At 65.8% G+C, this 26,347-nt stretch carries 24 protein-coding genes and 1 tRNA gene; 10 read left to right on the top strand and 15 right to left on the bottom strand.

Annotation, left to right across the window (positions count from 1 at the left end):
* Window positions 1-4: 4 nt before the first annotated feature.
* Window positions 5-1,675, top strand: a complete 1,671-nt coding sequence (hutU, locus tag AruPA_RS05610; protein WP_265635658.1) for a urocanate hydratase — start codon at window positions 5-7, stop codon at window positions 1,673-1,675.
* Here the strand turns inward: hutU and hutC are convergent.
* The 6 genes from hutC to cysS are packed head-to-tail and all read right to left on the bottom strand — an operon-like array spanning window position 1,665 to window position 7,505.
* Window positions 1,665-2,414, bottom strand: coding sequence for a histidine utilization repressor (gene hutC / locus AruPA_RS05605; protein ID WP_265635657.1), 750 nt, complete (start codon window positions 2,412-2,414; stop codon window positions 1,665-1,667). The two genes, hutU and hutC, sit on opposite strands and share 11 nt — an antisense overlap.
* Window positions 2,415-2,433: 19 nt before the next feature.
* The gene (locus tag AruPA_RS05600) at window positions 2,434-3,294 is read right to left on the bottom strand and encodes a glycosyltransferase family 2 protein (protein ID WP_265635656.1); all 861 of its coding nucleotides are present in this window, start codon (window positions 3,292-3,294) and stop codon (window positions 2,434-2,436) included.
* Window positions 3,291-4,694 (bottom strand): aspartate ammonia-lyase, encoded by a 1,404-nt coding sequence (locus tag AruPA_RS05595; protein ID WP_265635655.1) that lies wholly within the window; start codon window positions 4,692-4,694, stop codon window positions 3,291-3,293. Before AruPA_RS05595 ends, AruPA_RS05600 begins: the two co-directional genes overlap by 4 nt.
* 33 nt (window positions 4,695-4,727) lie before the next feature.
* Window positions 4,728-5,354, bottom strand: coding sequence for a trans-aconitate 2-methyltransferase (locus AruPA_RS05590; protein WP_265635654.1), 627 nt, complete (start codon window positions 5,352-5,354; stop codon window positions 4,728-4,730).
* On the bottom strand, window positions 5,347-6,144 hold the full coding sequence (locus AruPA_RS05585; RefSeq protein WP_265635653.1) for an RNA methyltransferase: 798 nt from the start codon (window positions 6,142-6,144) through the stop codon (window positions 5,347-5,349). The genes AruPA_RS05590 and AruPA_RS05585 overlap by 8 nt, the downstream gene beginning before the upstream one ends.
* Window positions 6,141-7,505: a cysteine--tRNA ligase gene (gene cysS / locus AruPA_RS05580; protein ID WP_265635652.1), complete on the bottom strand. Its 1,365-nt coding sequence runs from the start codon at window positions 7,503-7,505 to the stop codon at window positions 6,141-6,143. Before cysS ends, AruPA_RS05585 begins: the two co-directional genes overlap by 4 nt.
* 158 nt (window positions 7,506-7,663) lie before the next feature.
* Here cysS and AruPA_RS05575 point away from each other — a divergent pair, with 158 nt between their 5' ends.
* Window positions 7,664-8,914: an NRAMP family divalent metal transporter gene (locus tag AruPA_RS05575; RefSeq protein ID WP_265635651.1), complete on the top strand. Its 1,251-nt coding sequence runs from the start codon at window positions 7,664-7,666 to the stop codon at window positions 8,912-8,914.
* A 77-nt stretch (window positions 8,915-8,991) separates the two neighbouring features.
* Here AruPA_RS05575 and AruPA_RS05570 read toward each other — a convergent pair whose 3' ends face one another.
* A complete protein-coding gene (locus AruPA_RS05570) occupies window positions 8,992-9,477 on the bottom strand; it encodes a GNAT family N-acetyltransferase (RefSeq protein WP_265635650.1) in 486 nt (161 codons plus the stop codon).
* Window positions 9,474-10,037, bottom strand: a complete 564-nt coding sequence (locus AruPA_RS05565; protein WP_265635649.1) for a GNAT family N-acetyltransferase — start codon at window positions 10,035-10,037, stop codon at window positions 9,474-9,476. The genes AruPA_RS05570 and AruPA_RS05565 overlap by 4 nt, the downstream gene beginning before the upstream one ends.
* Window positions 10,038-10,061: 24 nt before the next feature.
* Here AruPA_RS05565 and AruPA_RS05560 point away from each other — a divergent pair, with 24 nt between their 5' ends.
* The 3 genes from AruPA_RS05560 to AruPA_RS05550 all read left to right on the top strand — a co-directional run bounded on the left by AruPA_RS05560 (window position 10,062) and on the right by AruPA_RS05550 (window position 12,992).
* Entirely contained in the window at window positions 10,062-11,459 is a 1,398-nt protein-coding gene (locus tag AruPA_RS05560; protein WP_265635648.1) for a dipeptidase, read from the top strand.
* Window positions 11,460-11,610: 151 nt separating this feature from the next.
* A complete protein-coding gene (locus AruPA_RS05555) occupies window positions 11,611-12,204 on the top strand; it encodes an ATP-binding cassette domain-containing protein (RefSeq protein ID WP_265635647.1) in 594 nt (197 codons plus the stop codon).
* Entirely contained in the window at window positions 12,201-12,992 is a 792-nt protein-coding gene (locus AruPA_RS05550; protein WP_265635646.1) for an ABC transporter permease, read from the top strand. The genes AruPA_RS05555 and AruPA_RS05550 overlap by 4 nt, the downstream gene beginning before the upstream one ends.
* A 72-nt stretch (window positions 12,993-13,064) precedes the next feature.
* Here the strand turns inward: AruPA_RS05550 and AruPA_RS05545 are convergent, their stop codons facing one another.
* On the bottom strand, window positions 13,065-13,655 hold the full coding sequence (locus AruPA_RS05545) for a hypothetical protein (RefSeq protein WP_265635645.1): 591 nt from the start codon (window positions 13,653-13,655) through the stop codon (window positions 13,065-13,067).
* 190 nt (window positions 13,656-13,845) lie between these two features.
* Here AruPA_RS05545 and AruPA_RS05540 point away from each other — a divergent pair, with 190 nt between their 5' ends.
* A complete protein-coding gene (locus AruPA_RS05540; protein ID WP_265635644.1) occupies window positions 13,846-14,496 on the top strand; it encodes a VC0807 family protein in 651 nt (216 codons plus the stop codon).
* Window positions 14,497-14,503: 7 nt separating this feature from the next.
* Here AruPA_RS05540 and AruPA_RS05535 read toward each other — a convergent pair whose 3' ends face one another.
* Genes AruPA_RS05535 through AruPA_RS05525 form a run of 3 tightly spaced genes read right to left on the bottom strand, consistent with a single transcriptional unit; the run spans window position 14,504 to window position 18,898 of the window.
* Entirely contained in the window at window positions 14,504-16,240 is a 1,737-nt protein-coding gene (locus AruPA_RS05535) for an ABC transporter ATP-binding protein (RefSeq protein WP_265635643.1), read from the bottom strand.
* 8 nt (window positions 16,241-16,248) lie between these two features.
* Window positions 16,249-17,715: an MFS transporter gene (locus AruPA_RS05530; protein ID WP_408858575.1), complete on the bottom strand. Its 1,467-nt coding sequence runs from the start codon at window positions 17,713-17,715 to the stop codon at window positions 16,249-16,251.
* 16 nt (window positions 17,716-17,731) lie between these two features.
* Window positions 17,732-18,898 carry a DUF2125 domain-containing protein gene (locus tag AruPA_RS05525; protein ID WP_265635641.1) on the bottom strand — a complete coding sequence of 389 codons (1,167 nt, stop codon included), beginning with the start codon at window positions 18,896-18,898 and terminating at the stop codon, window positions 17,732-17,734.
* A 115-nt stretch (window positions 18,899-19,013) separates the two neighbouring features.
* On the opposite strand from AruPA_RS05525, the gene AruPA_RS05520 reads away from it, so the two are divergent.
* The 3 genes from AruPA_RS05520 (at window position 19,014) to AruPA_RS05510 (ending at window position 23,489) form a co-directional block, all read left to right on the top strand.
* The gene (locus AruPA_RS05520) at window positions 19,014-19,514 is read left to right on the top strand and encodes a MaoC family dehydratase (protein ID WP_265635640.1); all 501 of its coding nucleotides are present in this window, start codon (window positions 19,014-19,016) and stop codon (window positions 19,512-19,514) included.
* Entirely contained in the window at window positions 19,511-20,446 is a 936-nt protein-coding gene (locus tag AruPA_RS05515) for a bifunctional riboflavin kinase/FAD synthetase (RefSeq protein WP_265635639.1), read from the top strand. The genes AruPA_RS05520 and AruPA_RS05515 overlap by 4 nt, the downstream gene beginning before the upstream one ends.
* Before the next feature lie 241 nt (window positions 20,447-20,687).
* A complete protein-coding gene (locus AruPA_RS05510; RefSeq protein ID WP_265635638.1) occupies window positions 20,688-23,489 on the top strand; it encodes an EAL domain-containing protein in 2,802 nt (933 codons plus the stop codon).
* On the opposite strand, the gene AruPA_RS05505 is transcribed toward AruPA_RS05510, so the two are convergent.
* Window positions 23,486-23,812 (bottom strand): hypothetical protein, encoded by a 327-nt coding sequence (locus tag AruPA_RS05505; RefSeq protein WP_265635637.1) that lies wholly within the window; start codon window positions 23,810-23,812, stop codon window positions 23,486-23,488. The two genes, AruPA_RS05510 and AruPA_RS05505, sit on opposite strands and share 4 nt — an antisense overlap.
* Window positions 23,813-24,437: 625 nt before the next feature.
* Here AruPA_RS05505 and AruPA_RS05500 point away from each other — a divergent pair.
* Window positions 24,438-24,839: a hypothetical protein gene (locus AruPA_RS05500; protein ID WP_265635636.1), complete on the top strand. Its 402-nt coding sequence runs from the start codon at window positions 24,438-24,440 to the stop codon at window positions 24,837-24,839.
* A gap of 281 nt (window positions 24,840-25,120) precedes the next feature.
* Here AruPA_RS05500 and AruPA_RS05495 read toward each other — a convergent pair whose 3' ends face one another.
* Together AruPA_RS05495 and AruPA_RS05490 are read right to left on the bottom strand one after the other, a co-directional pair.
* Window positions 25,121-25,774, bottom strand: coding sequence for an SOS response-associated peptidase (locus tag AruPA_RS05495; protein WP_265635635.1), 654 nt, complete (start codon window positions 25,772-25,774; stop codon window positions 25,121-25,123).
* A 480-nt stretch (window positions 25,775-26,254) separates the two neighbouring features.
* A tRNA-Glu gene (locus AruPA_RS05490) sits at window positions 26,255-26,330 on the bottom strand.
* Window positions 26,331-26,347 lie beyond the last annotated feature (17 nt).

Below are 26,347 nucleotides of genomic sequence, written 5' to 3'. Positions count from 1 at the left end.
GACCATGCAGACCCGGCTTGATAACGCTCGTGTTATTCGCGCGCCGCACGGCACCACGCTGAGCGCGAAATCGTGGCTGACCGAGGCGCCGCTGCGCATGCTGATGAACAATCTGGACCCCGATGTCGCCGAGCGGCCGGAGGAATTGATCGTCTATGGCGGGATCGGCCGGGCCGCGCGCGACTGGGAGAGCTATGACCGGATTCTGGCCGCGCTGCGCAATCTGGACTCCAACCAGACGCTGCTGGTGCAATCGGGCAAACCTGTCGGCGTGTTCACCACCCATGCCGATGCGCCGCGCGTGCTGATCGCCAATTCCAACCTGGTGCCGCACTGGGCGAATTGGGAGCATTTCAACGAGCTCGATCGCAAAGGGTTGATGATGTACGGCCAGATGACGGCCGGATCGTGGATCTATATCGGCTCGCAGGGCATTGTGCAGGGCACGTATGAAACCTTCGTCGAGGCCGGCCGGCAGCATTACAACGGCGATCTCGCCGGGCGGTGGATACTAACAGGCGGCCTCGGCGGCATGGGCGGCGCGCAGCCGTTGGCGGCGACCATGGCGGGCGCTTCGATGCTGGCGGTGGAATGCTCGGCGGCGCGGATCGATATGCGGTTGCGCACCCGCTACCTTGATGCGCAGGCCCGCACACTCGATGAGGCGATGGCGATGCTCGAGCAGGCGCGCGCGCGCGGCAAGCCGGTCTCGATCGGGTTGCTCGGCAATGCTGCTGAAATTTTCCCGGAAATTCTCGCGCGCGGCATTCGCCCGGACATGGTGACCGACCAGACCTCCGCGCATGATCCGGTCAACGGCTATCTGCCCGCCGGCTGGAGCCTCGCGGCGTGGGAGGATCGGCGCGTCAGCGATCCGGCCGGTGTGACGGAAGCGGCGAAGCGCTCGATGGCGGACCAGGTGCGCGCCATGCTCGGCTTCTGGCGGCGCGGGATTCCGGTGCTCGATTATGGCAACAACATCCGCGCGATGGCGAAAGATGCCGGTGTGGCCGACGCGTTCGACTTTCCGGGCTTCGTGCCGGCCTATATCCGCCCGCTGTTCTGCCGCGGCATCGGCCCGTTCCGCTGGGCGGCGCTTTCGGGCAATCCCGAGGATATCTACCGCACCGATGCCAAGGTGAAGGAGCTGATCCCCGATAATCCGCATCTGCATCACTGGCTCGATCTGGCGCGCGAGCGCATCGCGTTCCAGGGCCTGCCTGCACGAATCTGCTGGGTGGGGCTGGGAGACCGGCATCGGCTGGGGTTGGCGTTCAACGAGATGGTCGCCTCGGGGGAATTGTCAGCACCCGTGGTGATCGGGCGGGATCATCTGGATTCCGGTTCGGTCGCAAGCCCGAACCGCGAGACCGAGGCGATGCGCGATGGATCGGATGCCGTCTCGGACTGGCCTTTGTTGAACGCGCTGCTCAATTGCGCCTCCGGTGCGACGTGGGTTTCGTTGCATCATGGCGGTGGCGTCGGCATGGGGTATTCGCAGCACGCCGGCATGGTGATCGTGGCGGACGGCACCGCGGCGGCGGCCCAGCGGATCGCGCGCGTGCTGTGGAACGACCCGGCGAGCGGCGTGATGCGCCATGCCGATGCGGGGTATGAAACCGCCATCGCATGCGCGCGGAGCCATGACCTCGATCTGCCGTTTCTCACCCGCTAGGCACGGTGCCGGACTGGCTGCCGAGGCTGTAGCGCGAGCCCGGGTGGATGAATTCGCTCTGCGTCGCCGGCATGCCGTTGCTCCAGGTCCGGCGCAGCAGCACGAGGCAGGCCGGGTCATCGCCCGGGCCGAGTTCGAGCAGGCGGCGGATCGGCGCGGCCGGTGTCACCGCATAGGCGGTGTGCTCGACTTCGGTGGCGGGGCCCAGGCTCAACAGATAACGCGCCGTGGTCTGCGCGGTGAAATCGGCCTGTAGATAATGCGGCGCGAAGCGCGGCGAGACGAAGCGGTCTTCGAGTTGCACCGGCACATCGTCCTCGAAATGCAGGACGGTGGAGTGAAAGATTTTCGAGCCCGGGCGCAGCTGAAACCCGAGCGCCTGGGCCGGCAGGGCGCGCACCGCCTCGAGCGCGATCAGCGCCATGCGATGGCGATGCCCGCGCGCGGTGATGTCTTCCGCGATGTCGTGGATGTGCAGAAACTCCTGGCGCGGCCTCCGTTCCATCGCGAAGGTGCCGACACCCTGCACGCGTGAGACGATGCCTTCGGCCGATAATTCGCGCAGCGCGCGATGCACTGTCATGCGCGAGACGCCGAAGGCGGCGGTGAGTTCATGTTCGGAGGGCAGCCGGCCATCGGTGCCCCAGGTGCCGGCGGCGACGCGGGCCGCGATGTCGCGCTTCACCCGCAGATAGAGCGGCAGGCGCGGTTCGGCGGCGGGGTCGTCATCATCGGTCATTGTTGATTGATAACATTCTTCAGAAGATCGTCGAGAACCGGTCGGCGGTGCGCCAGAGTGCGGCACTGTGAATGCCCAGATCGATGCGGTAATCCTGCGTCTCGCGGCCGGCGCGGCTTTGGATCACGCGGTCGAGATGCGCGCGCAGCGGTGCCGATTGGCGTTCGGCCGTGACATCGCTCAGCCGGTCGGGATTGGCGAAGCCATGCAGCATCGCAAGCCAGTCTTCATCGGCGAGGCGCTGGTGTCTGGCCTGATCGGGGTGCGACCAGGGTTGGTTGCGCGAGCGGCGCAGGCGCTGCAGGCCGATGTCGCGATCGACATAACGAAGATGAAACAAATAAAGGTCGTCGAACACGGTGTCCGCCTTCATGCAGTGAAAGCCGGGGGACCAGTCGAGCGGGCCGCGGGTGAAATTGGGTTTGCAGAGCGCGCTGTTGAACCAGACGTGCCGGCGCTGGGCGAGGATCGGCCGGGCGGGGTCGAGCGGGGCTTCGCGGTCGGGGATGTGCTGGAGTTCGAGGCCGATCATCGAAATCAGTTCGGTTTCACAACGTTGTGCGTAATCGGCAAGCGAGGCATAGGTGGCCGGGTCGGCGACCACGAATTCATCGAGATCGACATGCAGCACATAGCGATAGCGCCGCAGCAGGGCCGTGGCCATGGTTCGGATCAGACGCAGATGGTGGTTATCGTCCTGCGGTGAGCGGATCAGCCGGATGACGTTGGCGGCACCGAGTGCGTGGGCCGAGCCATCATTGGTGCCGTGATCGAGCAGGTAGCAATTCGCGAGCCCGACCTGCCGGCCGTAATGGCCGAGCCAGAGCGGCAGATAAGCGGGCTCGTTGTAGAATTTCGTGACGATTGCAAGCGGTTTCACGGCAGCGCGCCCTGGCTGCGCAGCACTTCGCCCACCAGTGATTTCGCATCCAGAATGGTATCGAGATCGGCTCCGGGCATCGCCTCGCCGGCGAGCTCGCGCACGGTGCGGCCGGTGGCGAGGGCGATTTTCGCCAGTGCCGAGGCCCGCTCATAGCCGATGAACGGCACCAAGGCGGTGACCGTCGCGGTGCTGGCTTCGAGATGCTTCATGCAATTCGCCTCGTTCGCCTGAATCCCATCGACGCAGAGGGTTGCGAACACTTCGACGGCGTTGCGGATGAGTTTCATGCTGTTGAGCGTGTTATGCGCGATCAGCGGTTCGAACGCGTTCAATTGCAGTTGCCCCGCTTCCGCCGCCATGGTGATGGCGAGGTCGTGGCCGATCACCTGAAAGCAGACGATGCTGATCATTTCGGGGATGACCGGATTGACCTTGCCGGGCATGATCGAGGAGCCGGGTTGCAGGGCGGGCAGGCTGATCTCGCCGAAGCCGCCGCGCGGGCCCGAGGAGAGCAGGCGCAGATCATGCGCGATCTTCGACAATTTGGTGGCGATGCGCTTGAGCACGGCGGAAAACATGATGAAGCCGCCCATGTCCCAGCTGGCTTCAAGCAAATTCGACGATTGGGTGAATTCGATGCCGCTGATGCGCGAGAGCGATTCGATCGCGAACGGACCATAGGCGGGATCGGCGTTGATGCGGGTGCCGATGGCGGTGCCGCCGAGGTTGATTTCGGTCAGCAGTTTGGCGACTTCATCGAGCCGCTGGATGTCTTCGCGGATCGTGCTGGCGAAGGCACCGAATTCCTGGCCCAAAGTCATCGGCACGGCATCCTGCATTTCGGTGCGGCCGAGTTTGACGATGGTGGCGAATTCGCCCGATTTGCGCTCGAACGATGTCGCAAGCTGATCGAGCCGCTGGCTCAGCGCGTCCTTGCCGAGCAGCACGGCGAGGCGCACCGCGGTCGGGTAGGTGTCGTTGGTCGATTGCGACATGTTGAGATGATCGTTGGGATGCACCCGATAATCGCCGCGCGCGCCGCCGAGCAATTCCGAGGCGCGGTTGGCCAGCACCTCGTTCATGTTCATGTTGGTCGAGGTGCCGGCGCCGCCCTGGATGACATCGACCGGGAATTGATCGTGAAACCGCCCCTCGATGATTTCATTGGCGGCGGTGGCGATTGCTTCGGCAATCACGGGGTCGAGCTTGCCGAGCCGCGCGTTGGCGCGCGAGGCGGCGAGCTTGACCATGGCGAGCGCGACGATCAGATGGCGGTGCTGGCCGATCGTGAGATCGGAGATCGGGAAATTGCGCAGGGCGCGCGCGGTGGAGGCGCCCCAATATGCCTCGTCCGGAACTTCGATGGTCCCGAGACTGTCATGATCGTTGCGGTTCATGGCGTTTCCCTTGTGGTGATTGTCGTGGCGCGGTCAATCCGACGCATGACGCTGTAATCGCACATAGGTGAACACCTGCGAAACCCCCGCGGGCGTCACATGGGTGTGGGTCTTGTGGTCGAGCAGGACGAAGGCAGGGGCGTACCGGGCGGCCAGATCGTCCGCACTGTAACGCTGCACGGCCAGGCCGCTGCATCGTTCCGGCCCTTCGGGGGCGAAGGTCGCGAGGATGAGAAACCCGCCCGGGCGCACCGATTCTGTAGCAAGTGCGATGTAGCGGTCGCGGTCGTGCGGATCGGTCAGGAAATGGAACACCGCCCGGTCGTGCCAGAGGTCGAACCGCTCGCCGGGGATCCAGTGGGTGATGTCGGCGCAAACGAAGTCGATCCGCGCCGCCGCCGCGCCGAGGGCGGCCTGGGCGGCATCGAGCGCCTGCCGCGACAGATCGACCACGGTGACCGCGCCGAAGCCGCGTTCGACCAGCGCGGGGGCGAGTTGCGCGGTGCCACCGCCGACATCGACCGCGGAGGCGCGCGGCGGCAGGCTGCACGCATCGATCATCGCGAGTGAGACGGCGGGCGAAGCCTCGTGCCAGCTCAGCCGGTCGGGCGCGGTGCGGCGGTAGGCGGCATCCCAATGCTCGGTGCGGGGTTCAGCCATGTTCGGGTGCTCCGTGGTCGCGCGGGCCGGGACGGCCGTGGGCAAGCTCGGTGATGATGCCGTGCAGGGTGCGCAATTCCTGCTCCGTCACTTCGCCGCGCTGGAAGAAATGACGGATGTTGCGGACCATGCCGGGGCGTTTCGGCGCGTTGCGCAGAAAGCCCGAGGCGTCGCATTCGGCGATCAGGTGGGTGAGGAAGTTTTCCAGCTCGCCTTTGGTCGCGACATGGGTTTTATGGGTGATCATGTCGCGCGCCGGCGTCGCATCGCACGCCATCCACCATTCATGCGCCATCACCATCACCGCCTGGGCGAGGTTGAGGGACATGAACGCGGGGTTGAGCGGATAGCGGATCAGGCTGTCGGCATGGGCGATGTCGTCATTGTCGAGGCCGGCGCGTTCGGGGCCGAACAGCAGGCCCATGCGCAGGCCGCGATTGCCGATTGCGCGCAGTTCGGCGGCGGCGCCGCGGGCGGTGAGCAAGGGTTTCACGATATGGCGCGGCCGTGGGCAGGTGGCGAACACGCGGTGCAGATCGGCCACCGCATCGGCCACGGTTTCATGCACGGTGGCGGCTTCGAGAATGCGATAGGCGCCCGAAGCGGTGCGCATGGCGCGATCCTGCGGCCAGCCGTCGCGCGGGGCGACCAGGCGCAGGTGGAACAGCCCGCCATTGCCCATGGCGCGGGCGACCGAGCCGATGTTTTCGGCCAGTTGCGGGCGGATCAGGATGACGACCGGCGACGGATCGATCGGGCGGAGGTCGGCACCTTCGTCGCGCGCGGTCATGCGCGGCGCCAGGTGGTGCCGGCGGCGCTGTCTTCGAGGATGATGCGGCGGGCGGCGAGTTCGGCTCGGATTTCATCGGCGCGGGCGAAATTTTTCGCGCGGCGGGCTGCGATGCGCTCGGCGATCAACTGGTCGATCGTCGCGGTGGTCCGATCGGGGTCGGTCCCGTCCGGTGCCTGGAACCAGGCGGCGGGGCTGACGTTGAACAGGCCCAGCAGGGCGCCGGTCGCCTGCATTTTCGAGGCGGCGAGTGGATCGCCGCCCAGAGCGGCATCGGCCAGGCCGTGCAGGGCCGCGATCGCGCCGGGGGTGTTGAGGTCATCAGCCAGGCGGTCCAGCACGACGGGCGTGAGTTCGGTGGGCGCGGGTGCGTCGGGGTGTTTCTGCAGGGCGCGGTAGAAGCGATCGAGTTCGCGCTTCGCGTCATCGAGCCCGGCCCAGGTGAAATCGAGCGTGCTGCGGTAATGGGTTTTCAGCAGCAGGAACCGCACGGCTTCGCCCGGCGCGCGGGCGAGGACCTGTTCGAGCGTGATGAAATTGCCGAGCGATTTCGACATTTTTTCGCCATCGACCAGCAGCATGCGGTTGTGCAGCCAGTAATTGGCGAAGCCCGAACCGGGGAAGGCGCAGGTCGATTGCGCGATTTCGTTTTCGTGGTGCGGAAAGATCAGGTCATCGCCGCCGCCGTGGATGTCGAAATTTTCGCCGAGATGCTTCCAGATCATCGCGGAGCATTCGATGTGCCAGCCCGGCCGGCCGCGGCCCCAGGGGCTGTTCCAGCCGGGGAGATCGTCGCCCGATGGTTTCCACAGCACGAAATCGCCGGGATCGCGCTTGTAGGCGGCGACATCGACCCGGGCACCTGCCAGCAGTTCCTCGGGGTTACGGCCGGAGAAGGCACCGTAATCGGGGTCGGAGGCGACGGCGAACAGGACGTGGCCTTCGGCCTCGTAGGCATGGCCGTTGCCGATCAGGCGGGTGATCAGGGCGATGATGTCGTCGATATGGGTGGTGACCAGCGGCTCGATATCGGGTGGTGCGGCGCCCAGGGCCGCCATGTCGCGATGGTACCATTCCGTGGTGCGGGCGGTGAGCGCCGCGATCGACTCGCCGGTTTCCCGGGCGCGGGCGTTGATCTTGTCTTCGACGTCCGTGATGTTTCGGACATAGGTGACGCGCGGATACAGGTGGCGCAGCAGGCGCACCAGCACATCGAACACCACGACCGGGCGGGCGTTGCCGATATGGGCACGATCGTACACGGTGGGGCCGCAGACGTAGAGTTTCACATGCGCCGGATCGATCGGGGTGAAGCGCTCGCGGCGCCGTGTTTTGGTGTTGTGCAGGCGGATTTCGATCATGTCTGGCATTTCCGCCGCAGCCCGGGGGATGTCAACCGATCGGTGCCGGGGCGCAGGCTGCGGCCGGTTGCCGTCGCGTTGACAGGACCGCAGCAGTCCGATATCCGGGACCCAAGCAAATGAGAATAATTCTCAACTGTTGAAATCAGGAGATCGCCTTGTCGCAGACCACCATACGTCCGCAGCAACGCCGCCGGCGCCTGCCGTTTCTGGCGGTATTCGGGCCGGGGCTGGTGGTGATGCTGGCCGATACCGAGGTCGGCAGCATCATCACGGCGTCGCAATCGGGGGTGGCGTGGGGCTACCGGCTGCTGCTGCTGCAGTTCATTCTGATGCCGATTTTGTACGTGGTGCAGGAACTCACGGTACGGCTCGGCATTTTCACCGGCAAGGGCCATGGCGAGTTGATCCGCGATACGTTCGGCAAGGGTTGGGCCTGGCTTTCGGCGGCCGGACTCGCGGTGGCGACGGTGGGGGCGCTGCTGTCGGAGTTTTCCGGCGTGGCCGGCGTGGGCGAGCTGTATGGCGTGCCGCGCGGCGTGACGTTGACGCTGGCGGTGGTGTTTCTGCTGGTGGTGGCGTTTACCGGATCGTATCGCCGGGTCGAGCGGGTGGCGATTGCGCTGGGGCTGTTCGAATTCGTGTTTTTCGGCATCGCCTTCGTCTCGCATCCGAGCCTGACCGCGGTTGCGGATCAGACGTTCCGCCCCGCGCTGGGCAATGCCGGGTATATGTATCTGGTGGCGGCGAATATCGGGGCGGTGATCATGCCGTGGATGATTTTCTATCAGCAGTCGGCGGTGGCCGACAAGAAACTCACGCCGGCCGATTTCAAATACGCGCGCTGGGATACCGCGATCGGGGCGGTGGTGACGCAGCTGGTGATGGCGGCGGTGCTGGTGGCGACGGCGGCGACGATCGGCCGGCACGATCCGACCGCGAGCCTGAATTCGGTGGGCGACATCGCCAATGCGCTGACGCCGTTTCTGGGCGTTACCGTGGGGAAGCTGGTGTTCGGGATCGGCGTGCTGGGGGCCGGGCTGGTCGCCGCGATCGTGGCATCGCTCGCGCTGGCGTGGGGGTTGGGCGAGGTTGCCGGGTATCGTCGCTCGCTCGAGGATCATCCGTTGCAGGCGAAATGGTTTTACGGGGTCTATGCGGCGTGCCTGATCGTCGGCGCGGTGCTGGTCGCGGTGGTGCCGAACCTGGTCATTCTGAACATCGCGGTCGAGGTGATGAACGCGCTGCTGCTGCCGCTGGTGCTGGGGTTTCTGGTGATGCTGGGGCTTTATGCCTTGCCGGCGCATTTGAAGCTCAAGGGCTGGTACATGGGGCTGACGATTTTTCTGTCGGTGATCACCGCGGCGCTCGGCGTGTATGGCGGGTTGACCGGGGCGGGATTGTTCTGACGGCGGGGCGTGCGGCATAGGTCAGCCGACCCGCGTGACGCGTTCGGAACAGCGGGCGAGGCTGGGTTTGGGCCACGTCAGAAGCGCAGCCGTGCCATGGCGATACTGTCGATGAAGACGCCGTCACGCAGGATATCGCCGCGCAATATGCCTTCGGTTTCGAAACCGAATTTGCGGTAGAGGTGGATGGCACGGTGATTGTCGGCGTTGACGGTGAGGCTGACGCGCCGGAGGCCGCGGACGGTATCGGCGAGGGTGAGCACTTCGGTGAGCAGGGCGGTGCCGACGCCGGTGTTGATATGGGCATCGTGGACGAAGAGCAGGATCGAGCCGGTGTGGGCGGTGCGGTCGCGGCCCCGCATCAGCGCCGTGGCGCCGATGATGGTGTCGTGCCGCACCGCGAGCAAACAGGTGTCGGCGGGGCCGGTGGCCCAGGTTTCGGCGAAGGATGTGGTCACGAAGGGTACGCGCAGCGTGCCGTGGCGGACGCCGGGGAGGTTCATCAGGGCCGCAATGGCGGCGGCATCGGATGGTTCGCGGGCGCGGATGGCGAGGTCGTTCATGGCGTGGCGACATAGTGCGGCGGGTCGATCAGGCGGGCCATGGCGTGGGAATCGACGAATGTGCCGTCGCGAAACATCTGCCGGCGCATGGTGCCTTCGATCTCGAAGCCGAATTTCCGGTAGAGCGCGATGGCGGGTGCGTTGTCGGTGAAGACGTTGAGCGTGATGCGGGTGAGGCCGAGCCAGTTGTCGGCGGTGTCGAGCATCGCGGTCATCAAGGCGGCACCGACGCCGCGGCGCCACCAGTCTTCGTGCACGGCGATGCCGAACCAGGCGCTGTGGGATTGGAACCTGGTGTTGCGGAACAGCGCGATGTGTCCGATCACCGCGCCATCGGCATCGCTGACCGCGACGATGTTGGCGCCGTTGACCGGTGCCGCCATGTGCTCGGTGGCGAAGGCGAGCGGGGTGTAGGGGGCGAAGACCATGGTGCCGTGGCGGACCGCCGGGCGCATCAGCAGGGCGGCGGTGGCCGCGGCATCGTCCTTTTCATGGGCCCGCAACGTAAATCCGCTCATCCCCTGCCCTTCCCTGTTCAACCTGCCGCGACTATCTCTCATCGACCATAAGCAAGGGGGTGGGCAATGAACAATTCATCGATCGAGGCGGTTCTGGCGCATATCGATGCCAATATCGATGCGTCGCGGGCGCGGTGGTTCGATTTGTTGCGCATCCCTTCGATCAGCGCGCAGGCGGCGCATAAGGGCGATTGCATGCGTGCCGCCGGGCATATGCGCGATCTGCTGGCCGGCATGGGATTCGAGGCGCGGCTGGCGGAGACGGCGGGTTTGCCCGGGGTGATCGCGACGCATCATCATGCCGGCGGCAATGCGCCGCGCGTGTTGTTCTATGGGCATTACGATGTGCAGCCGGCCGACCCGATCGGGTTGTGGCATGCCGATCCGTTCGATCCGCAACTGGTCGATGGGCCGGGCGGGCCGCGCGTGGTGGCGCGCGGGGCGGTGGATGACAAGGGCCAGGTGATGATGGTGCTCGAGGCGATCCGCGCGCATCTGGCTGTGAATGGGGGGTTGCCGGTCAATCTGACCGTGCTGCTCGAAGGCGAGGAGGAGTGCGGCAGTCCTTCGCTCGAGGCGATGCTGGAGGCCGAGCGGGCGGCGCTGGCGGCGGATTTCGTGCTGGTGGCCGATACCAACATGTGGAACCGCGATACGCCGGCGATCACCACGAGTTTGCGCGGGCTGGCGGCGGTGGAGGTGAAGATCACCGGGCCGAACCGCGATTTGCATTCGGGGTTGTTCGGCGGGCCGGCGCTCAACCCGATCCGCGCGCTGACGCGGATTCTGGGCGATTTGTTCGATGCGACGGGTCGGATCGCGATTCCGGGGTTTTATGACGGGATTGCCGAAATTCCGGCCGATGTGCTGGCATCGTGGCGGGCGACCGGATTCGACGAGGCGGGTTGGCTCGGCGGGATTGGATTGAAACAGGCGAGCGGCGAGCACGGGTTTTCGGTGCTGGAGCAGAACTGGGCGCGGCCGACCGCGGAGATCAACGGGATTTTCGGCGGCTATCAGGGGGATGGCAGCAAGACGGTGATTCCGGCCGAAGCGGGGGCGAAACTGACGTTCCGGCTGGTGCCGGGGCAGGACCCGGCGCGGGTGATCGACGGGTTTCGCGAATTCGTGCAGCAGCGCTTGCTGCCGGATGCGCAGGCGCATTTTCAGGTCTATGGCGCATCGCCGGGGCTGATGGTGCCGATCGATGCGCCGTTCGTGCGGGCGGCGCGGCAGGCGCTGGCGGATGAGTTCGGCAAGGCGCCGGTGCTGGCCGGGTGCGGCGCTTCGATTCCGGTGGTGGAGGCGTTCGAGCGGCAGTTAGGGTTGCAGACGCTGCTGGTGGGATTTGGGCTGGATGATGATTGCATTCATTCGCCGAACGAGAAATTCGAGATGAATTGCTTTCATCGCGGGATGCGGGCGGAGGCGCGGATGCTGGCGGCGTTTGGGATGGCGGCGTGAGGGGGAAGGAAGGCTTCTTTTTTGAAAAAAAGAAGCAAAAAACTTTTGTTTATCTGGGGCACGGGCGCCCCACCAGCACAGTCCCAAAGGTCAAAAAGTTTTTTTGCTTCTTTTTTTACAAAAAAAGAAGTGCTTCCTATGCCTTCTCGCCATGAGACTAACAGCCGAAGGCCTGACCGGCTCAGCCGGCGGCCCATTTGATTTTTCGCTAGGCGCCGGCGAGGCGATGGCGATTACCGGCCCGTCGGGTGCGGGGAAATCGATATTGTTGCGGATGATTGCGGATCTGGACCCGCATGAGGGCGACGTTTCGCTCGACGGGGTGGCGCGGGCGCGGATGGCGGCACCGGCCTGGCGGCGGCGCGTGGCGTATCTCGCGGCGGAGCCGGGGTGGTGGCATGACGAGACGGCGGCGCATTTTCCCGAGCGGGCGCGGGCCGAGGCGTTGATGCCGGATCTGGCACTGGAGGTGAAATTGCTCGACCAGCCGGTGCACCGGCTTTCGACCGGCGAGCGGATGCGGCTGGCGTTGATCCGGATTCTGTTGAACGAGCCTGCGGTTCTGCTGCTCGATGAACCGACCGGCGCGCTCGATCCGCACGCGACGGAACTGGTGGAGGGGATTTTGCTGGACCGGTTGCGGGCGGGGGTTTCGGTGATGATCGTGACGCATGACATGGCGCAGGCGGGGCGGCTGGGGGCGCGGCGGTATCATTTGGCGGCGGGGGTTTTGAGTCCGGCATGAGTCCGATTTTGCTGACGCCGGTCGATCTGCTGGTGGCATCGTCGCTGGTGGTGCTGGATGCGGTGGTTTCGGTCTGGCTGGGGTTGCGGCTGCACAAGCAGGTGCTGGTGGCGGCGGTGCGGTGCGCGGTGCAGCTGGTGCTGGTGGGATATGTGTTGCGCTATGTGTTCGCGATCGACACCCCTGCCCTCACCCTGGGCTTGATTCTGTTGATGGTGGCGATTGCCGGGCGGGAGGTGGCGGCGCGGCCGGAGCGGCGGTTGGTGCGGTATGGCAATCAGATCGCCGGGCTTTCGGCGGTGGCGCTGGCGACGTTTGTGACGGCGACTTTTGCGCTGGCGACGGCGCTGCGGCCGCACCCGTGGTATGCGGCGCGGTATGCGATTCCGCTGGCCGGGATCATGCTGGGCAATGCGTTGAATGCGGCTTCGTTATCGCTGGATGCGCTGCTTTCGGGGGTGATGCGCGAGCGATCCGCGATCGAGGCGCAACTGGCGCTGGGGGTGCGGTTTGGCGAGGCCACGAAACCGTTGATCCGGGCGGCGGTGCGGCGGGGGATTCTGCCGATCATCAATGTGATGTCGGCGGCGGGGATTGTGACGCTGCCGGGGATCATGACGGGACAGATCCTGGCGGGGTTGTCGCCGATCGAGGCGGTGAAATATCAGATCCTGTTGATGTTTCTGCTGGCGGGGGCGACGGGGATTGCGGCGGTGGGGGCTGCGTATTTTGCGACGGCGCGGTTGACCGACGGGCGGGAGCGGTTGCGGGTGGATCGGCTGGTTTAGCGCATCCGGAAGCCATTCGCACATTCTTTTTGTTGCGATATCGTAACAAATATCGCGTGCGAACATGCAGGGTCAGGCGGGTCGAAATTTGCAATTTCGGAGTGGCATGGGCGCGTCCTGCCGGTCTGGGTCCGGCGTGCCGAACAGGATGTGGCGGCGGGACTCTGTGATGGGGGGTTGATCGGGGAAGAACGGCGGTTCGTCTGGCAGCTCGATGCCCATGGCGTTGTAGAGCGGGGCGAGGATGCGGATGAGGCGGGGGTTGGCGGCGAGGAAGCCGGTGAATTCGGGGTCGCCCAGCAAATGTTGCAGGCCGAAGCGGGCGAAGCCGGTTTCGGGCAGCATGCGGTAGAGCCAGGCTTCGCGGCATGGCAGGGTGAGGCGTTTGCGGCGCGGTTTGGGTGGTGGCGCGGCGTCCGGTGCGGCTGCGGGCGCGGCTGCGGGTTTGGCGATGGCGCCGGGTTTGCGGGGTGGGATGGGGCCGCGGGCCACGGCGGCGAGGAAGCGGGCGGTGAGGTTGCGCAGGCGGGTCCAGATCAAATGGACCATGGGCGCGGGGATGAAGGCGGCGCGGCCTTTTTCGACAACGACCGTGCAGAGCGCGTCCATTAGGACGGCGAAGCATTCGATCGTGAAGATGTGTTTTGTCCGGGTTTCTGACACCCGGGCATGCTAGGTCAAACGGGGTGGGGTGGGAAAGCGTTTTGTCAGTATTTTTGTTAGAGGCCGGTGATGGGACCGGTGATGGAATTTTTTTGGGGGTGGATGGCTTCGGCGCAACGGCGCCTTGCCATGCCCCGCCGCGGTTGGCGATGACGTGATGGCGGTGGTGGTCTCGTGACAGGAGGTTTCGATGGTGGATCGGATACAGGCGGCACAACTGGCCCGAAAGCAGGGGGCGGGGCTGGTGATGGAAGTTTTGGTCAATTTCATCCTGCCTTATGCAATCTATGTCTATGCCAAGCCCGGGCTGGGTGATGTTCATGCGCTGATGGCGTCTTCGCTGCCGCCGATTGCGTGGAGCCTGGTCGAGTTTGCGCGCAAGCGGCGGGTGGATGCGATTTCGCTGATTGTGATCGCCGGCATCGTGCTGTCGCTGCTGGCGTTCATCGGCGGCGGGTCGGTGCGGTTTTTGCAGCTGCGGGAGAATCTGGTCGGCGGGCTGGTGGCGCTGGTGTTTCTGGGCTCGGCCGCGATCGGCAAGCCGTTGATCTATCAGTTCGCGCGGGCCGGCGCGGCGCGGAAATCGGCCGCCGAGGGTGCGAAACTCGAGGCGATGCGGGATAATCCGGGGTTCAGGCGGGTGATGCTGGTCATGACGCTGGTGTGGGGGTTCGGGCTGCTGGCCTCGACTGTGGTTTCCTGCGTGCTGGTGTTTGCCATGTCGATCCGGAATTATCTGCTGGTCAGCCCGTTCATCGGGTACGGCACGATGGCGGCGCTGGGGGTCTGGAGTTTCGTTTACGGCAAGCGGGCGCAGCGGCGGGGTGAGGCGCGCGGTTAGGTCGCGATCAGGCGAGCGCCTGGGCGCGCACCAGCCGGGCGAAGGCGCCGTCTTCGGCGAGGAGGTCTTCATGCGTGCCGCATTCCAGCACGCCGCCATCCGCCATCACCACGATCAGGTCGGCATCGCGCACCGTGGCCAGGCGATGCGCGACCACGATGGTGGTGCGGCCCCGGCGGAGCCGCGCGAGGGCCTGCTGCACGGCGGCTTCGCTTTCGGCATCGAGCGCGCTGGTCGCTTCATCGAGCAGCAGGATGCGCGGGTCGCGCAGCAGCGCCCGCGCGAGCGCGACCCGCTGGCGCTGGCCCCCCGACAGGCGCTGGCCGTTGACGCCGACGCGGGTTTCGAAGCCTTCCGGCAGTTCCGCGATGAATTGCGCCGCCGCCGCGTTGGCCGCCGCCTCGATTTCCGCCATCGTCGCGTCCGGCCGGCCCATGCCGATGTTCGCGGCCACGGTATCGTCGAACAGTAACGAATCCTGGCCGACATAGGCCAGCGCGCGGCGCAGGCTGGCGAGCGAGACCTGGCCGATATCCGCCCCGTCGATCAGGATGCTGCCGCGATCGAGGTCGTAGAGGCGCGGGATCAGGGCCAGCGCGGTCGATTTGCCGGCGCCCGAAGCGCCGACCAGGGCGAGGGTTCGGCCCGGTTCGGCGATGAACGACAGATCGCGCAGGCCGGGCCGGCCATCCGGATAGGCGAAGCCGACGTGGCGGAACTCGAGCCTGCCGGGGCCGGGCGGCAGGGGTGGCGCACCGGGGGGTTCGTGCGCGGCATCCGGTTCGTCGATCACGCGGTAGACGCGCTCCAGCCCGGCCATGCCCTCCTGCACCGCCGCGTTCATGGTGCCGAGCGCGCGCAGCGGGCGGGATGCGATGAGCAAGGCGGCGACGAAACCGGTGAAATTGCCGATGCCCGAGGCGCCGGCGGCGTGACGCCAGCCGGCAAAGCCGATCACCAGCGCGATGGCGAGGCCGCCCAGCACTTCCAGCATGGGGTCGAGTGCGGCGCGGCCGCGGATCATGCGCATCAGGGCGCGGTACAACTGGTCGAACGCGCGCTCGGCGCGGCGGCGCTCCTGCGCTTCCAGCCCGTAGGCGCGCACGGTGCGGGCCTGGGCGAAGCTTTCGTTCAGCATCGAGGCGGCTTCGCCCATGCGCTCCTGCATGCCGCCGGAGGCGCGGCGGATGCGCCGGCCGATGCGCTGGATCGGCAGGCCGGCCAGCGGATAGAGCACGGCGGCGATCAGGCTGAGGGACCAGTCGATCCAGATCATGGTGGCGATCAGCCCGACCAGGGTGAAGGCATCGGCGATGCCGTTGACCGCGCGGTTCATCGCTTCGCGGATCACCGTGGCATCGGTGGTGAAGCGCGCGGCCAGGGCGGCAGGGGTTTCGCGGTCGACGCGGGCGAGTTCGGCATCGGTCAGATGGGCGAACATCGCGCCCTGCAGGCGGCGGATGGTGCCGAGCACCACCTGCTGGGTCAGCAGCGTCTGCGCATATTGCGCGAGCGCCTTGATGACCGTGACGGTGAACACGATGACCGGCACCTGATAGAGGATGCGGGGATCGCGGTTGGCGAACATGGTGAAGGCGCGGTCGATCAGCGCCGGGTAGAGCGCCGTGGTGCCGGACATGATCAGCGTCGCCACCACGATGAGGGCGACGCGGCCGCGATAATGGCGGATATGGTCGCGCCAGAGCCGGCGGGCCAATCCCATGCTTCCCAGAGGTTCGATCATCGGCGCTCCTAGTGGCGCGGGCCTTGCGGCAGGTCAACGTGCGGCGCGGGTGCGGCGTGGTGGCCGCTGACATCCTCGCCCGCTTCGGCGGCGAGGCGGGCGCAGATCGGCACCGAGACCAGGCCGATCGCGCTGATGATGATGAAGGCCCAGGAATAATCGGCGATGCTGGGGGCCGCGTGGCCGGACAGGGCGGTGGCGACCTCGAGCGAGCCGGCCGCGATCGAGATGCCCAGGGTGATCGTGATCTGCTGGAAGGTTGCGTAGAAACTGGTCGCGGCACTCATGCGGCTGCGCGGCACATCGGCGTAGGCGATGGTGTTGAAGGCGGTGAATTGCAGCGAGCGGAACACGCCGCCGATCAGCAGGACGGCATCGAGGGCGAGGACCGGCCATGACGGGCGGAACGCGGCGCAGGCGGCGGTGAAGGCGACCGAGAGCAGGCCGAAGCCGACCATGGACAGCCGAAAGCCGAAGCGGCGCAGGATGGGCTGGGCGAGCGGCTTCATGGCCAGGGCGCCGATGGCGGCGGCGAAGGTGACGGTGCCGCTTTTGGCGGCCGATTCGCCGAAACCGAGTTGCAGCATGAGCGGCAGCAGAAACGGCATGGCGCCGGCCAGCACGCGGAAGAAACTGCCGGCGATGGTGGAATTGGCGAAGGTGTCGATCTTCATCAGGGTGAGATCGAGCACCGGATGTTCGTGGTGCTGCGCGTGGCGCCAGTAGGCCCAGCCGGATGCGCCGCCGACCGCGAAGCAGGCGAGGCTCCAGGGCAGCGGGATGATGCCGCGCCCGATGGTTTCGATGCCCGCCATCACCAGCGCCATGGCGAGGCCGGACAGGATCAGGCCGATGATGTCGAGCCGGCCGGCGTGTTCGCTGTCGCGCACTTCGCGGATGAACAGGCTGACGGCGATGATGCCGATCAGCCCGATCGGCACGTTGATGTCGAAGGTCCAGCGCCAGGAGACATAGGTGACGATGAAGCCGCCGAGCGGCGGGCCGATGATCGGGCCGATCAGGGCGGGCATGGTGAGCCAGGAGGTTGCGGCGAGCATGTCGCGCCGGCGGACCGATTTCAGCAGCAGCAGCCGGCCGACCGGCACCATCATCGAGCCGCCGACGCCCTGGAGGATGCGGGCGGCGATGAGTTCGCCGAGGCTGTGGGCGAGGCCGCAGAAGACCGAGCCGATCGTGAAGATCAGGATCGCCGCGCGGAACACCGTGCGGCTGCCGAAACGGTCGGCGAACCAGCCCGAGGCGGGGATGAACACCGCGAGCGAGAGCAGATAGGAGGTGAGTGCGAGGCTCATGTGCAGCGGGTCGGCGTGGAAGCTTTTCGCCATCGCCGGCAGCGCGGTGGCGACGATGGTACTGTCGAGATTCTGCATGAACAGCGCGGTCGCCACGATGAGGGCGGTGATGCGCATCTGCCGCGTCGTCAGCGCGGAACGGTCGTCGTCCTCGGCATCGATCATCGGCGGCCGGCGGTCACTTGGCCGGTGCGGCTGCCGGCGCGGCTGCCGGGGCCGGCCAGACCAGCGGCGGCACGGTGGCGGCTTTTTTGCCGTTGGCGGTCAGCACGCCGCCGGCCAGGGCGAAATGCACGGTCAGGCGCTGGGCATCCGACGCCCCTTTGCTCATGTAGGGGGCGGTCTGCGCGGAGAGCGCGCTGATGACGCCCACGGCCGCGGGATAGGCGTTGGCGAGGTCGCCGAGGAAGGCGCCCACGCCATCGGCCACCAGGGTCGCCTTGCCGGCGGGCTGCACGCCGGGGTCGAAGCCGAAATTGCCGTGGGCATGGGCCTTGAGCGGTCCGAGATCGACCGCGAGGGTGAAATCACCGTGGCCGCCGTGGCGGGCCCAGTCGTGCACGGCAGGGCCGAGTTGCTGCCAGGCGGCGACGGCGGCATCGGGGTTGGTCGTCACGCCGGCGGTCTGGGGCGGCAGCACCGATTGCGTGAAGGGCGGCAGTTGCGGGCCGGAAAAATCGGCAGCGAGGTGCAGGGAGGCCAGTTTACCATCGAACGGCAGATGCGCGAGGGTGACGAAAATGGGTGACAAAGCAAGGCCGGTGAGGGTTTCATGCATGGTGAAGGCGGTATCGCCGCGCCCGGCGGCGGGGTTGCGCGTGAAATCGGTATTGAGGGAGGCGAGGCTGATCAGGGTGAAATTGGTATCGGCGCTGTCGATCCGCATGCCGGTGAAATTCAGCGTGCCTGCGCGCAGCGGGTCCGGCGCGTGGCCGAGCAGGGCGTTGGGGTCGAAATGGTATCGATCGCTGATGGTGGTGAATTGCAGCGTGAAGGCCGGGCCCTGCGACATGGCGACGTGCCAGGCGAGCGGGAGCGCGATGTCGAGCGTGAAGGGGGCGGTGATCTTCGCGCGCATCGTGAAACTGGGCAGGGTGATCTTCGGTGTGGGCAGGCCGCGATCGGGCGGGCTCAGGGTGAGGTCGGTGACGGTGTAGGTCGCCGCCAGCGGCGAGGAGCCGCGCGCGGTGGCGCCGTGGCTGACGGTCCAGCCGGCCTGGCGCAGCACGTGCTCCTGGGCGCGGAACGCCATCGCCATGCGGCCCTGGACGTACCACCAGGCACCGAGATAGGCGATGGCGAGAACGACGATCAGCAGAACCAGGAACCGCAACACACCGCGCATCAATCATCCTTTCGGGGCCAGACCGGCCGCGCCACCATACCCGCCGCGGCCCGGCTTGGCCAATGACCGGGGCAGCCGGCGGCCGAGACTTGACCCAAATGGGCGATCCGGGGCCATGTGCCAACGCCTGACCCATTCCGGCACACTGGAGTTGCCCATGCCTTCCTGCGTACCCTTCGAGCAGTTACAAATCGGTCAGACCGCCTCGCTCGGCAAGACCATCACCGAGGCCGATATTCTGCTGTTCTCAGCCGTTTCGATGGATACCAACCCGGTTCATCTGAACGAGGAGCTCGCGGCGGAAACCTTGTTCAAGGGCCGCGTCGCGCATGGGATGCTATGCGGCAGCCTGATTTCGGCCGTGCTTGGCACCGTGCTGCCGGGGCTTGGCACGATCTATCTCACCCAGTCGATGCGGTTTCGCGCGCCGGTGCGGATCGGCGAGACGGTGACCGCCGTTGTCGAAGTTGCAGCACTCGACCATGCGCGCAAGCGCGCCACCATGCGCACGCGCTGCCTGGTGCGTGGCAAGGTGGTGATCGAAGGCGAGGCCGTGGTGATTCCGCCCGGCGAAGCCGTGGTCGCGGCGGCCGAAACGCCGCGCGCCGCCGAATGATCCGTATCGTGCGCGACTGGCGCGCGGTGCCGGCGGAGGCGCGCGGTGCCTCGGTCGCGCTGGGGAATTTCGATGGCGTGCATCGCGGGCATATCAGGGTCCTGCAGGCGGCGCATGCGGCGCGGCCGGATGCGCCGCGCGCGGTTTTGAGTTTTGCGCCGCATCCGCGCGAGTTTTTTCGCCCCGATGATCCGCCGTTCCGCCTGACGCTCGAAGCCGAACGCGCCGCCGCGCTGGAGGCGCAGGGGGTCGATATTCTCTATGAGCTGAGTTTCGACCGCGCGTTTGCGATGATCGCGGCGAGCGACTTCATCGCCGACATCCTGGACCGGGGTATCGGCGCCTGCCACCTCGCCTGTGGGGCGGATTTCGCGTTTGGTCATCGGCGGGGTGGCGATGTGGCGCTGCTGCGGACCGAGGCGGAGGCGCGCGGCATCGGGCTGTCGATCGTGCCGCATCTCGATGATGCGGAAGGGCCGATTTCCTCGACGCGCATCCGCCGCCTGCTGCAGGATGGCTACCCTGAGCGCGCGGCCGCGCTGCTGGGACGGCCGCACGCGATTCGCGGCGTGGTGACCCATGGTGATGCGCGGGGCCGCACGATCGGGTTTCCGACCGCCAATATCGCGCTGGGACGGCACCTTGAACCGGCGCGCGGGGTTTACGCGGTGACCGCGACGCTGCCGGATGGGCGCGTGGTGCGCGGGGTTGCCAATATCGGCCGGCGCCCGACCGTGGCGGAAGGGGCGATTGCGCGGCTCGAGGCGCATCTGTTCGATTTCGAGGGTGATCTGTATGGGCAGGAGCTGGCGGTGGCGCTGCATCATTTCATGCGCGATGAGCGGAAATTCGAGAGTTTTGCCGCGCTGAAGGCGCAGATTGTGCGGGATGCGGGGGAGGCGAGGGAGAGGTTGGCGGCGGATTTCTCATGAGAGAAGGGCGAACGAATTCCGGCCGTTGGCGTGGCGGATCGGCTCGAGCCTGATCGGCCGGGACCGCTGCCGCAGCCGGGTGCCGGGATCGGCCGAGGGTGCGAGGCAGGGCCGGCGTATGCGGGTTTACCGTGGAAATTCATCGCGTCTTATAAGGGATTTGTTAAGGATTTGCCGGTAGGTTTCGCCGGCGTGTCTCGGCGTGACAATCGGGTCTGCCGCAGCCGGAGGGATTGTCTGCTTGGCCCGGAAACGCGGCGGCTTGGCCGCACCCATGCCTGTCGCGGTGGTGGCCGGGACATCCGAGTTGCCGTGGCGGTCGCTGCCGGGGCTGGACCGGCTGCTGGTCGCGCCGCTGGACCCGATCGGGTTTATGGAAAGCCTGCTCGATATGCTGATGACGATTCCCGGCATCGATGCTGCCTGGATCGGCCATCCGAACGATGATGGGCGCCTGGTGCCGGAGGTGGTGCGCGGCCCGTATGCCGCGGTGATCAGCGATCCGGCGCAGATGGTCGATCTGCATGAGGGGAGCCGGTCGCTCGGGCCGGCTGGCCGCGCGTGGCGCAGCGGCACGGCCGTCCTGTCGGAGGATGTCGTCCATGAGGAGGGGCTGGACCCCTGGCGAAAGGATTGGCTGCGTCTGGGGTTGCGGGTCAGTGCATCGATACCCTTGACCGGGGTGAACGGAGCTCATCGCATCCTCAGTCTTTACTCCGGCGAGCCGGCGTTTTTTCAGCTGAACTGGCCGGTTGGCGTGCTGAGCGAATTCGGCCGCGTGATCGGGACCGCGATCGAGACCCGGCTGCACCATCGGGCGTTACTGCGCGCGAACCGGCTGCTCGATACCTTGCTGGTGGGCGTTGAAACCCTGCTCGATCCGGCCAGCGAAGCCTCGGTCCTGCGCGGGATCTGCAAGCGGTTGAGCGAGACCGATCTGTTCAGTTGCGCGGCGATCGGGCAGGTCGATCGAGATGGCATGTTCGGTTATGCGATCGCTCACGGCAAGGCGGCTGCGGACGTGCGGGGGCTGGCTCAACCGCTCGATCAGGATGACAGCCAGCAATTGCTGGGTGTTCTGGCCTGGAAAACCGGGGTGTTGCAGACCGCCGACGATTACGCGTCGCTGAGCCGGCTGAGGCCGTGGCGCGAGTTTGCGGTGCGCGGCGGCTGGCAGTCGGCCGCGGCCGCGCCGATCCATCGGGCTAGCGCGCTGTTTGCCGTGTTGTTCCTGGTCTCCGAGGATAATGCGGTGATCGACGGCGACACGCGGCGGCTGATCAGCCAGCTTGCGAACAATATCGGCCGCGCGCTCGACCAGGTCGATCTCAAGGCGGCGCTGCGGGCCGAGCGCGAACACCAGAGCATGATCGCGCGGCACGACAAGCTGACCAACCTGCCCAATCGCCGCGCTTTCGAGGAAACCCTGCCGGTGGTGCTGACGCATGCCGGCCGCCATGGCACCGTGATCGGGCTGGGCATACTCGATCTGGATAATTTCAAACCGATCAACGACTGTTACGGGCACGCTGCCGGCGACACGGTGTTGTGCACGCTCGCCCGAAGGCTGCGCGGTGCGTTGCGTGATGTCGATTTCGTGGCGCGGCTCGGCGGCGATGAGTTCGCCCTGATCATCGAGGATCTGAACTCCATCGAACGGCTCAATGGATTTTGCGACCGGCTGGGAGCCATCATCGCGCAGCCGATCGAACTCGATCATGGCGAATGGGTCGTGCTCAAGGCCAGTCTGGGGTTCACATTTTATCCCGCCGATCGCGAACCGCCGGAAACCTTGATCCGCCACGCCGATATCGCGCTCTATGCCAGCAAGGCGGCAAAGGCGACGCGAACCCGGTTCTGGGAAACCTATCAGGCGCTCATCGGCGCCGCGCCGGCGCAATCGCGCTACCGGGCCTTGTTACACAGCCGGTCGGTAGAGGTTCATTTTCAACCGATCATCACGGTCAGAACCGGAACGGTCACGGCGATCGAGGCGCTCGCGCGGCTGCGCGACGGGGAGGACGTCATCGCACCCGGGGTGTTCCTGCCTGATTTCAACGCCGAGGATCGTGAGATGCTGTTCGATGTCGTCCTGCGCCAGGGGATTGCGGCGTTGCAGCAGCTGGCCTTCGTTGCCCCGGCGTTGCATCTGTCGATCAATGTCGACGCCGAAGTGCTGACCCGGGGCTCGGTGCTGCCGATGATCGAGGCCGCGCTGGCCGGCAGCGGAATCGCACCGGCAAGATTGGTCGTCGAAATATTGGAAAGCCATGAGTTTTCCGATCCCGATGTCGCTCAGGAGCGATTGGGCCGATTGCGCCGGCGCGGGGTTGCCATCGCGATCGATGACCTGGGGATCGAGTTCTCGACGATCCAGCGGGTTCAGACATTGCAGGTCGATCACCTCAAGATCGACCGGGCGTTTCTGGCCGATGTGATGAGCAATCCGAACAATCTGGTTTCGCTCGCCAGCAACATCACGATGGCGGCGAGCCTGGGGTTGAGCCTGTGCATCGAGGGTGTCGAGACGCTCGACATGCTCGATGCGCTGCGCATCCTGCGCGCACCGCTGGCGCAGGGGTTCGGTATTGCGCGCCCGATGCCGCTTGCAGCGCTGACACAGTTTCTTTCGGATCACGTGGCGCCCACGCACGAAGACCAGCCGCGAAGTCTGCTCGGCGCCTACGCGATGCACATTCGCTGGGTGCGCGCGTTTCTGTTCGCACCTGACGAGCCGGCCGTGTGGCATCATCTGCGGCGGTCGTCTCCCTTGTCGCTGACGATGTTCTTGCGGCGCAACGGTCTCGACCGGACGCCGTTGGGTGACGCCTATGCGGCGCTGATGACGCTGACAGATCAGCCGGAGCTCGATATCTCGGCCGTCTCGATTGCGTCGGACCGGGTTCGCGCCTTGCTGTGCGAGGCCATCGTCGCACAGGGGGCGGCCGCCAGAGCGCGGCCCGCCGCTGAGACGATTTCGCCGCCCCGCCGCAGACGTGCCGGAGGATCGGTCTCGGTGGCGCGCGGGACCGGCGTGGGCTAAGCTGGTTTGGCCGGTTGGTCCAGGCGGGGCAGCGATGCTGGCTGATGACCCTGCGGAACGGCGAGGCCCGGATCGATCCGGCCAATCAGCAGCAGGACAAGCAGAATGACGATCAGCGCGGCCAGGAACCGGCCGAACAGGCGGACCGCCAGCACGATCAGGAGAGCGGCAACGACGACCAGCAGCACGGTCTGCACAGGCGGCGGGACGCCGATGCCGGTCATGAGGCGCGCCAGCAATCCATCGACATAGGCGACGAAGCCCATCACGAGCCCGGCGATCGCCAGAAGGACGGAGACGATACCGTGGATTGCATTGGTCATCGGTGATTTCCTAAGTCTTACCCGTCATATGGGGATGGGTCCGCCCGGTTACGATGCTGAACCGGTTGGACGCTGGACCAACCGGCGTGGACTGATGGCCACCGCCTTCCTGTCTCCATTTTGGGGGCGGGCGGAGCGTCGGCGCGCCGCATAAGGGTCTCGCGACACGCGGCATTCTTAACGAAATGTACCGCGACGATGCGCTGGATTATGATTGAGTTGCGTGCGGCAAGGAAAAGTGGCGATCCTGCGCGCTGAGATCTGCCGCGCATGCACCGATCCGCCTGATTTTGGGTGGTTTGCGAAGCGCCTCTATTTTCTGGACAATGTGCCAAATCCGGTATCCAGGATCTTATTCTACCTGACATGGCTTGACTATCGTTGCCTTATTGATATAAAATTTGCGCAGTTTTCGCTGCCGGCGATATATAAATGAAACAGGCCTTCAGGCTGATCCGCGACCGCATTAATCTACGCCGAGGGTACTCCTGCCGAGAGCTATCTTGAAACCGGCAACCGCAACGCTTTTGCCAATGGCGGCGGCGCACTCACACTGCACCCGGATTTCGCGCAGACGCTGCGCGAACAGACGGGCTGCGCGCCCTTCGTTGAATCGGGCCCCGTGGTGGCGCAAGTCCGCGCGCGAATTCTTGGCCGTGCCCGCCAACCCCTTACGGACGATCCCGCCGTTACGCTCCACACCAGCCAGGACGGCAGCGTCACCATCCAGTCGCGCGCCGCGGTCCCCGGCTACCTGAGCCCGGACCCGCGCGACCGGCGAACCCTCGGCGTTAAAATCAAATCGCTCAAGGCGGGAGACGAAATGATCCCGCTCGATCATCCCGCACTCACCCGAGGCTGGCACGGTGTGGAAGCCGATGGCCGCTGGACCGACGGTCGCGCCATCATTCCTGCCGCGCTTGCAAAGGATGGCCCCGTCACCATCGCGCTCGCCGCCACGACGCGATATCCGGTGCCGCAATCCGCGCGGTCGCGTGCGACGGGGACGGGTCGCGCCGGAGGGTGACCAGACGGTACACCGTCGCCTGTGCCCGTGATGCGGCCGCGCCGGGTCTGCCGGGGGCGCCTGGGCGGGAGCGCGTGGGCGGGAGCGCGTGGGCGCTGGCGACGAAAAAGTTATCGACGCGATACGAGCGGGCTGTTGTCGCCTCACTCAAACCAAGTGGCGGAACGGATCGTGACGGTGCAACCGTGCGGATCATGTAGTGGGGGGCAATTCGGCAACGTCAATCGATCGGAAACCAGATGCGCGGCTGTGGTGCCGATCGAGCGCTGCCAGATGCGGCTCTACGGCTCATCAGCCTTACCGCCATGTCTCACCACGATCAGCGCATCATCGGCGAGCGGGCGTTGCAGTACCAGCGCCTCGGGAGCGGGCGCGCTCATCCATGTGTCGATCTCATCGGATGTAGTCAGGATGACCGGCATGGCCTTGGGGTGATACCGGCCGACCAGCTTGTTGGGCTCGGTGGTGAGGAAGGCGAATAGCTCGTTCGTGGTCTCGCCTTCCTTCAATTTCCGCACTGAAGTCCACCGGGTCCATATCCCGGCGAAGCACGCGAGCGGCCGGGTTTCATCGAGCGCAAACCAGATCGGGGGCCTGGTCCCATCGGGCATCGTTTCGTTTTCCGAAAAACTGGTGAATGGCACGACACAGCGATGCTCGATGCCCAGCCAGCGGCGCCAATGCGGTGAGGCCACGTTGCGGACATTGGTGACGCCCGGATCGGTTTTTTTGCCTTTGAGCGCGAAGGGCGGTGATGGCATGCCCCATCGCGCCATCATCAGTTCACGCTGGCCCTGGTGATTGCGCACGATCGGCGCCGCATAGTCAGGAAAGACGCCCGGCAACGGCGGCAGGTTGCCTGTTGTGTCGCGCATGGCCCGTGTCAATCCGCGGATGGCGGCCTGCCCTTTGGTGATGCTGTAAAGGTTGCACATGGATCAAGCCGGGCTCGCCGGTTTAGCCCGCGGTGTCGTGTGGGCTGGCAGATGACGCGATGCCAGCGGGCGGCCGGGCGGGCGCGGCAGGGTGGGATTGGTCCCGCTGAAAAGGGGCACGAAAGAAAAGCAAACGATGGCTCGGTTTTTATCCATATCGTCACACGCTCAAAAATTTATATTTCTCGGTTTGAACCGCTATCAAAACAGTCTCGAACCGCAGAAACCATAGGTTCTCCGCGCCCTTGCATCCGACAATGTGTTTCGGTTCGGGCATGACACCGCCAATGCCGCTACGCCTGTGCTATCCCGCACGTCTGGAAAAAATACTCTGAGCCCTCTGCGCTCGCCATTACCCTGCGCTCACGAAGCTGCGATAAGACACGCCGAGCCTGCGACGTTCCGCACCGCCCATGCCGTGGTAAAACCGTAGGCCGCCGTGGGATGGGAGGGTGCGGACTGTTACCCATTGATAATGCCTGGTATCCCGTACCGGATTCGAACCGGTGTTACCGCCGTGAGAGGGCAGCGTCCTAGGCCTCTAGACGAACGGGACCGCGTGGCTCTCGGTAG

This window comes from Acidiphilium sp. PA (assembly GCF_026191915.1).
Taxonomy (GTDB): domain Bacteria; phylum Pseudomonadota; class Alphaproteobacteria; order Acetobacterales; family Acetobacteraceae; genus Acidiphilium.
Note: the sequence above shows the minus strand (reverse complement) of the source record. Positions and strands in the feature narration are given on the sequence as shown.

What these genes read in the sequence shown, in the direction of transcription:
- hutU (WP_265635658.1), top strand. Translation starts at nt 5, where the DNA reads ATGCAGACCCGGCTTGATAACGCTCGTGTTATTCGCGCGCCGCACGGC.
- hutC (WP_265635657.1), bottom strand. Translation starts at nt 2,414, where the DNA reads ATGACCGATGATGACGACCCCGCCGCCGAACCGCGCCTGCCGCTCTAT.
- AruPA_RS05595 (WP_265635655.1), bottom strand. Translation starts at nt 4,694, where the DNA reads ATGAACCGCAACGATCATGACAGTCTCGGGACCATCGAAGTTCCGGAC.
- AruPA_RS05590 (WP_265635654.1), bottom strand. Translation starts at nt 5,354, where the DNA reads ATGGCTGAACCCCGCACCGAGCATTGGGATGCCGCCTACCGCCGCACC.
- AruPA_RS05585 (WP_265635653.1), bottom strand. Translation starts at nt 6,144, where the DNA reads ATGACCGCGCGCGACGAAGGTGCCGACCTCCGCCCGATCGATCCGTCG.
- cysS (WP_265635652.1), bottom strand. Translation starts at nt 7,505, where the DNA reads ATGATCGAAATCCGCCTGCACAACACCAAAACACGGCGCCGCGAGCGC.
- AruPA_RS05570 (WP_265635650.1), bottom strand. Translation starts at nt 9,477, where the DNA reads ATGAACGACCTCGCCATCCGCGCCCGCGAACCATCCGATGCCGCCGCC.
- AruPA_RS05565 (WP_265635649.1), bottom strand. Translation starts at nt 10,037, where the DNA reads ATGAGAGATAGTCGCGGCAGGTTGAACAGGGAAGGGCAGGGGATGAGC.
- AruPA_RS05560 (WP_265635648.1), top strand. Translation starts at nt 10,062, where the DNA reads ATGAACAATTCATCGATCGAGGCGGTTCTGGCGCATATCGATGCCAAT.
- AruPA_RS05555 (WP_265635647.1), top strand. Translation starts at nt 11,611, where the DNA reads ATGAGACTAACAGCCGAAGGCCTGACCGGCTCAGCCGGCGGCCCATTT.
- AruPA_RS05550 (WP_265635646.1), top strand. Translation starts at nt 12,201, where the DNA reads ATGAGTCCGATTTTGCTGACGCCGGTCGATCTGCTGGTGGCATCGTCG.
- AruPA_RS05540 (WP_265635644.1), top strand. Translation starts at nt 13,846, where the DNA reads ATGGTGGATCGGATACAGGCGGCACAACTGGCCCGAAAGCAGGGGGCG.
- AruPA_RS05535 (WP_265635643.1), bottom strand. Translation starts at nt 16,240, where the DNA reads ATGATCGAACCTCTGGGAAGCATGGGATTGGCCCGCCGGCTCTGGCGC.
- AruPA_RS05525 (WP_265635641.1), bottom strand. Translation starts at nt 18,898, where the DNA reads ATGCGCGGTGTGTTGCGGTTCCTGGTTCTGCTGATCGTCGTTCTCGCC.
- AruPA_RS05520 (WP_265635640.1), top strand. Translation starts at nt 19,014, where the DNA reads ATGTGCCAACGCCTGACCCATTCCGGCACACTGGAGTTGCCCATGCCT.
- AruPA_RS05515 (WP_265635639.1), top strand. Translation starts at nt 19,511, where the DNA reads ATGATCCGTATCGTGCGCGACTGGCGCGCGGTGCCGGCGGAGGCGCGC.
- AruPA_RS05505 (WP_265635637.1), bottom strand. Translation starts at nt 23,812, where the DNA reads ATGACCAATGCAATCCACGGTATCGTCTCCGTCCTTCTGGCGATCGCC.
- AruPA_RS05495 (WP_265635635.1), bottom strand. Translation starts at nt 25,774, where the DNA reads ATGTGCAACCTTTACAGCATCACCAAAGGGCAGGCCGCCATCCGCGGA.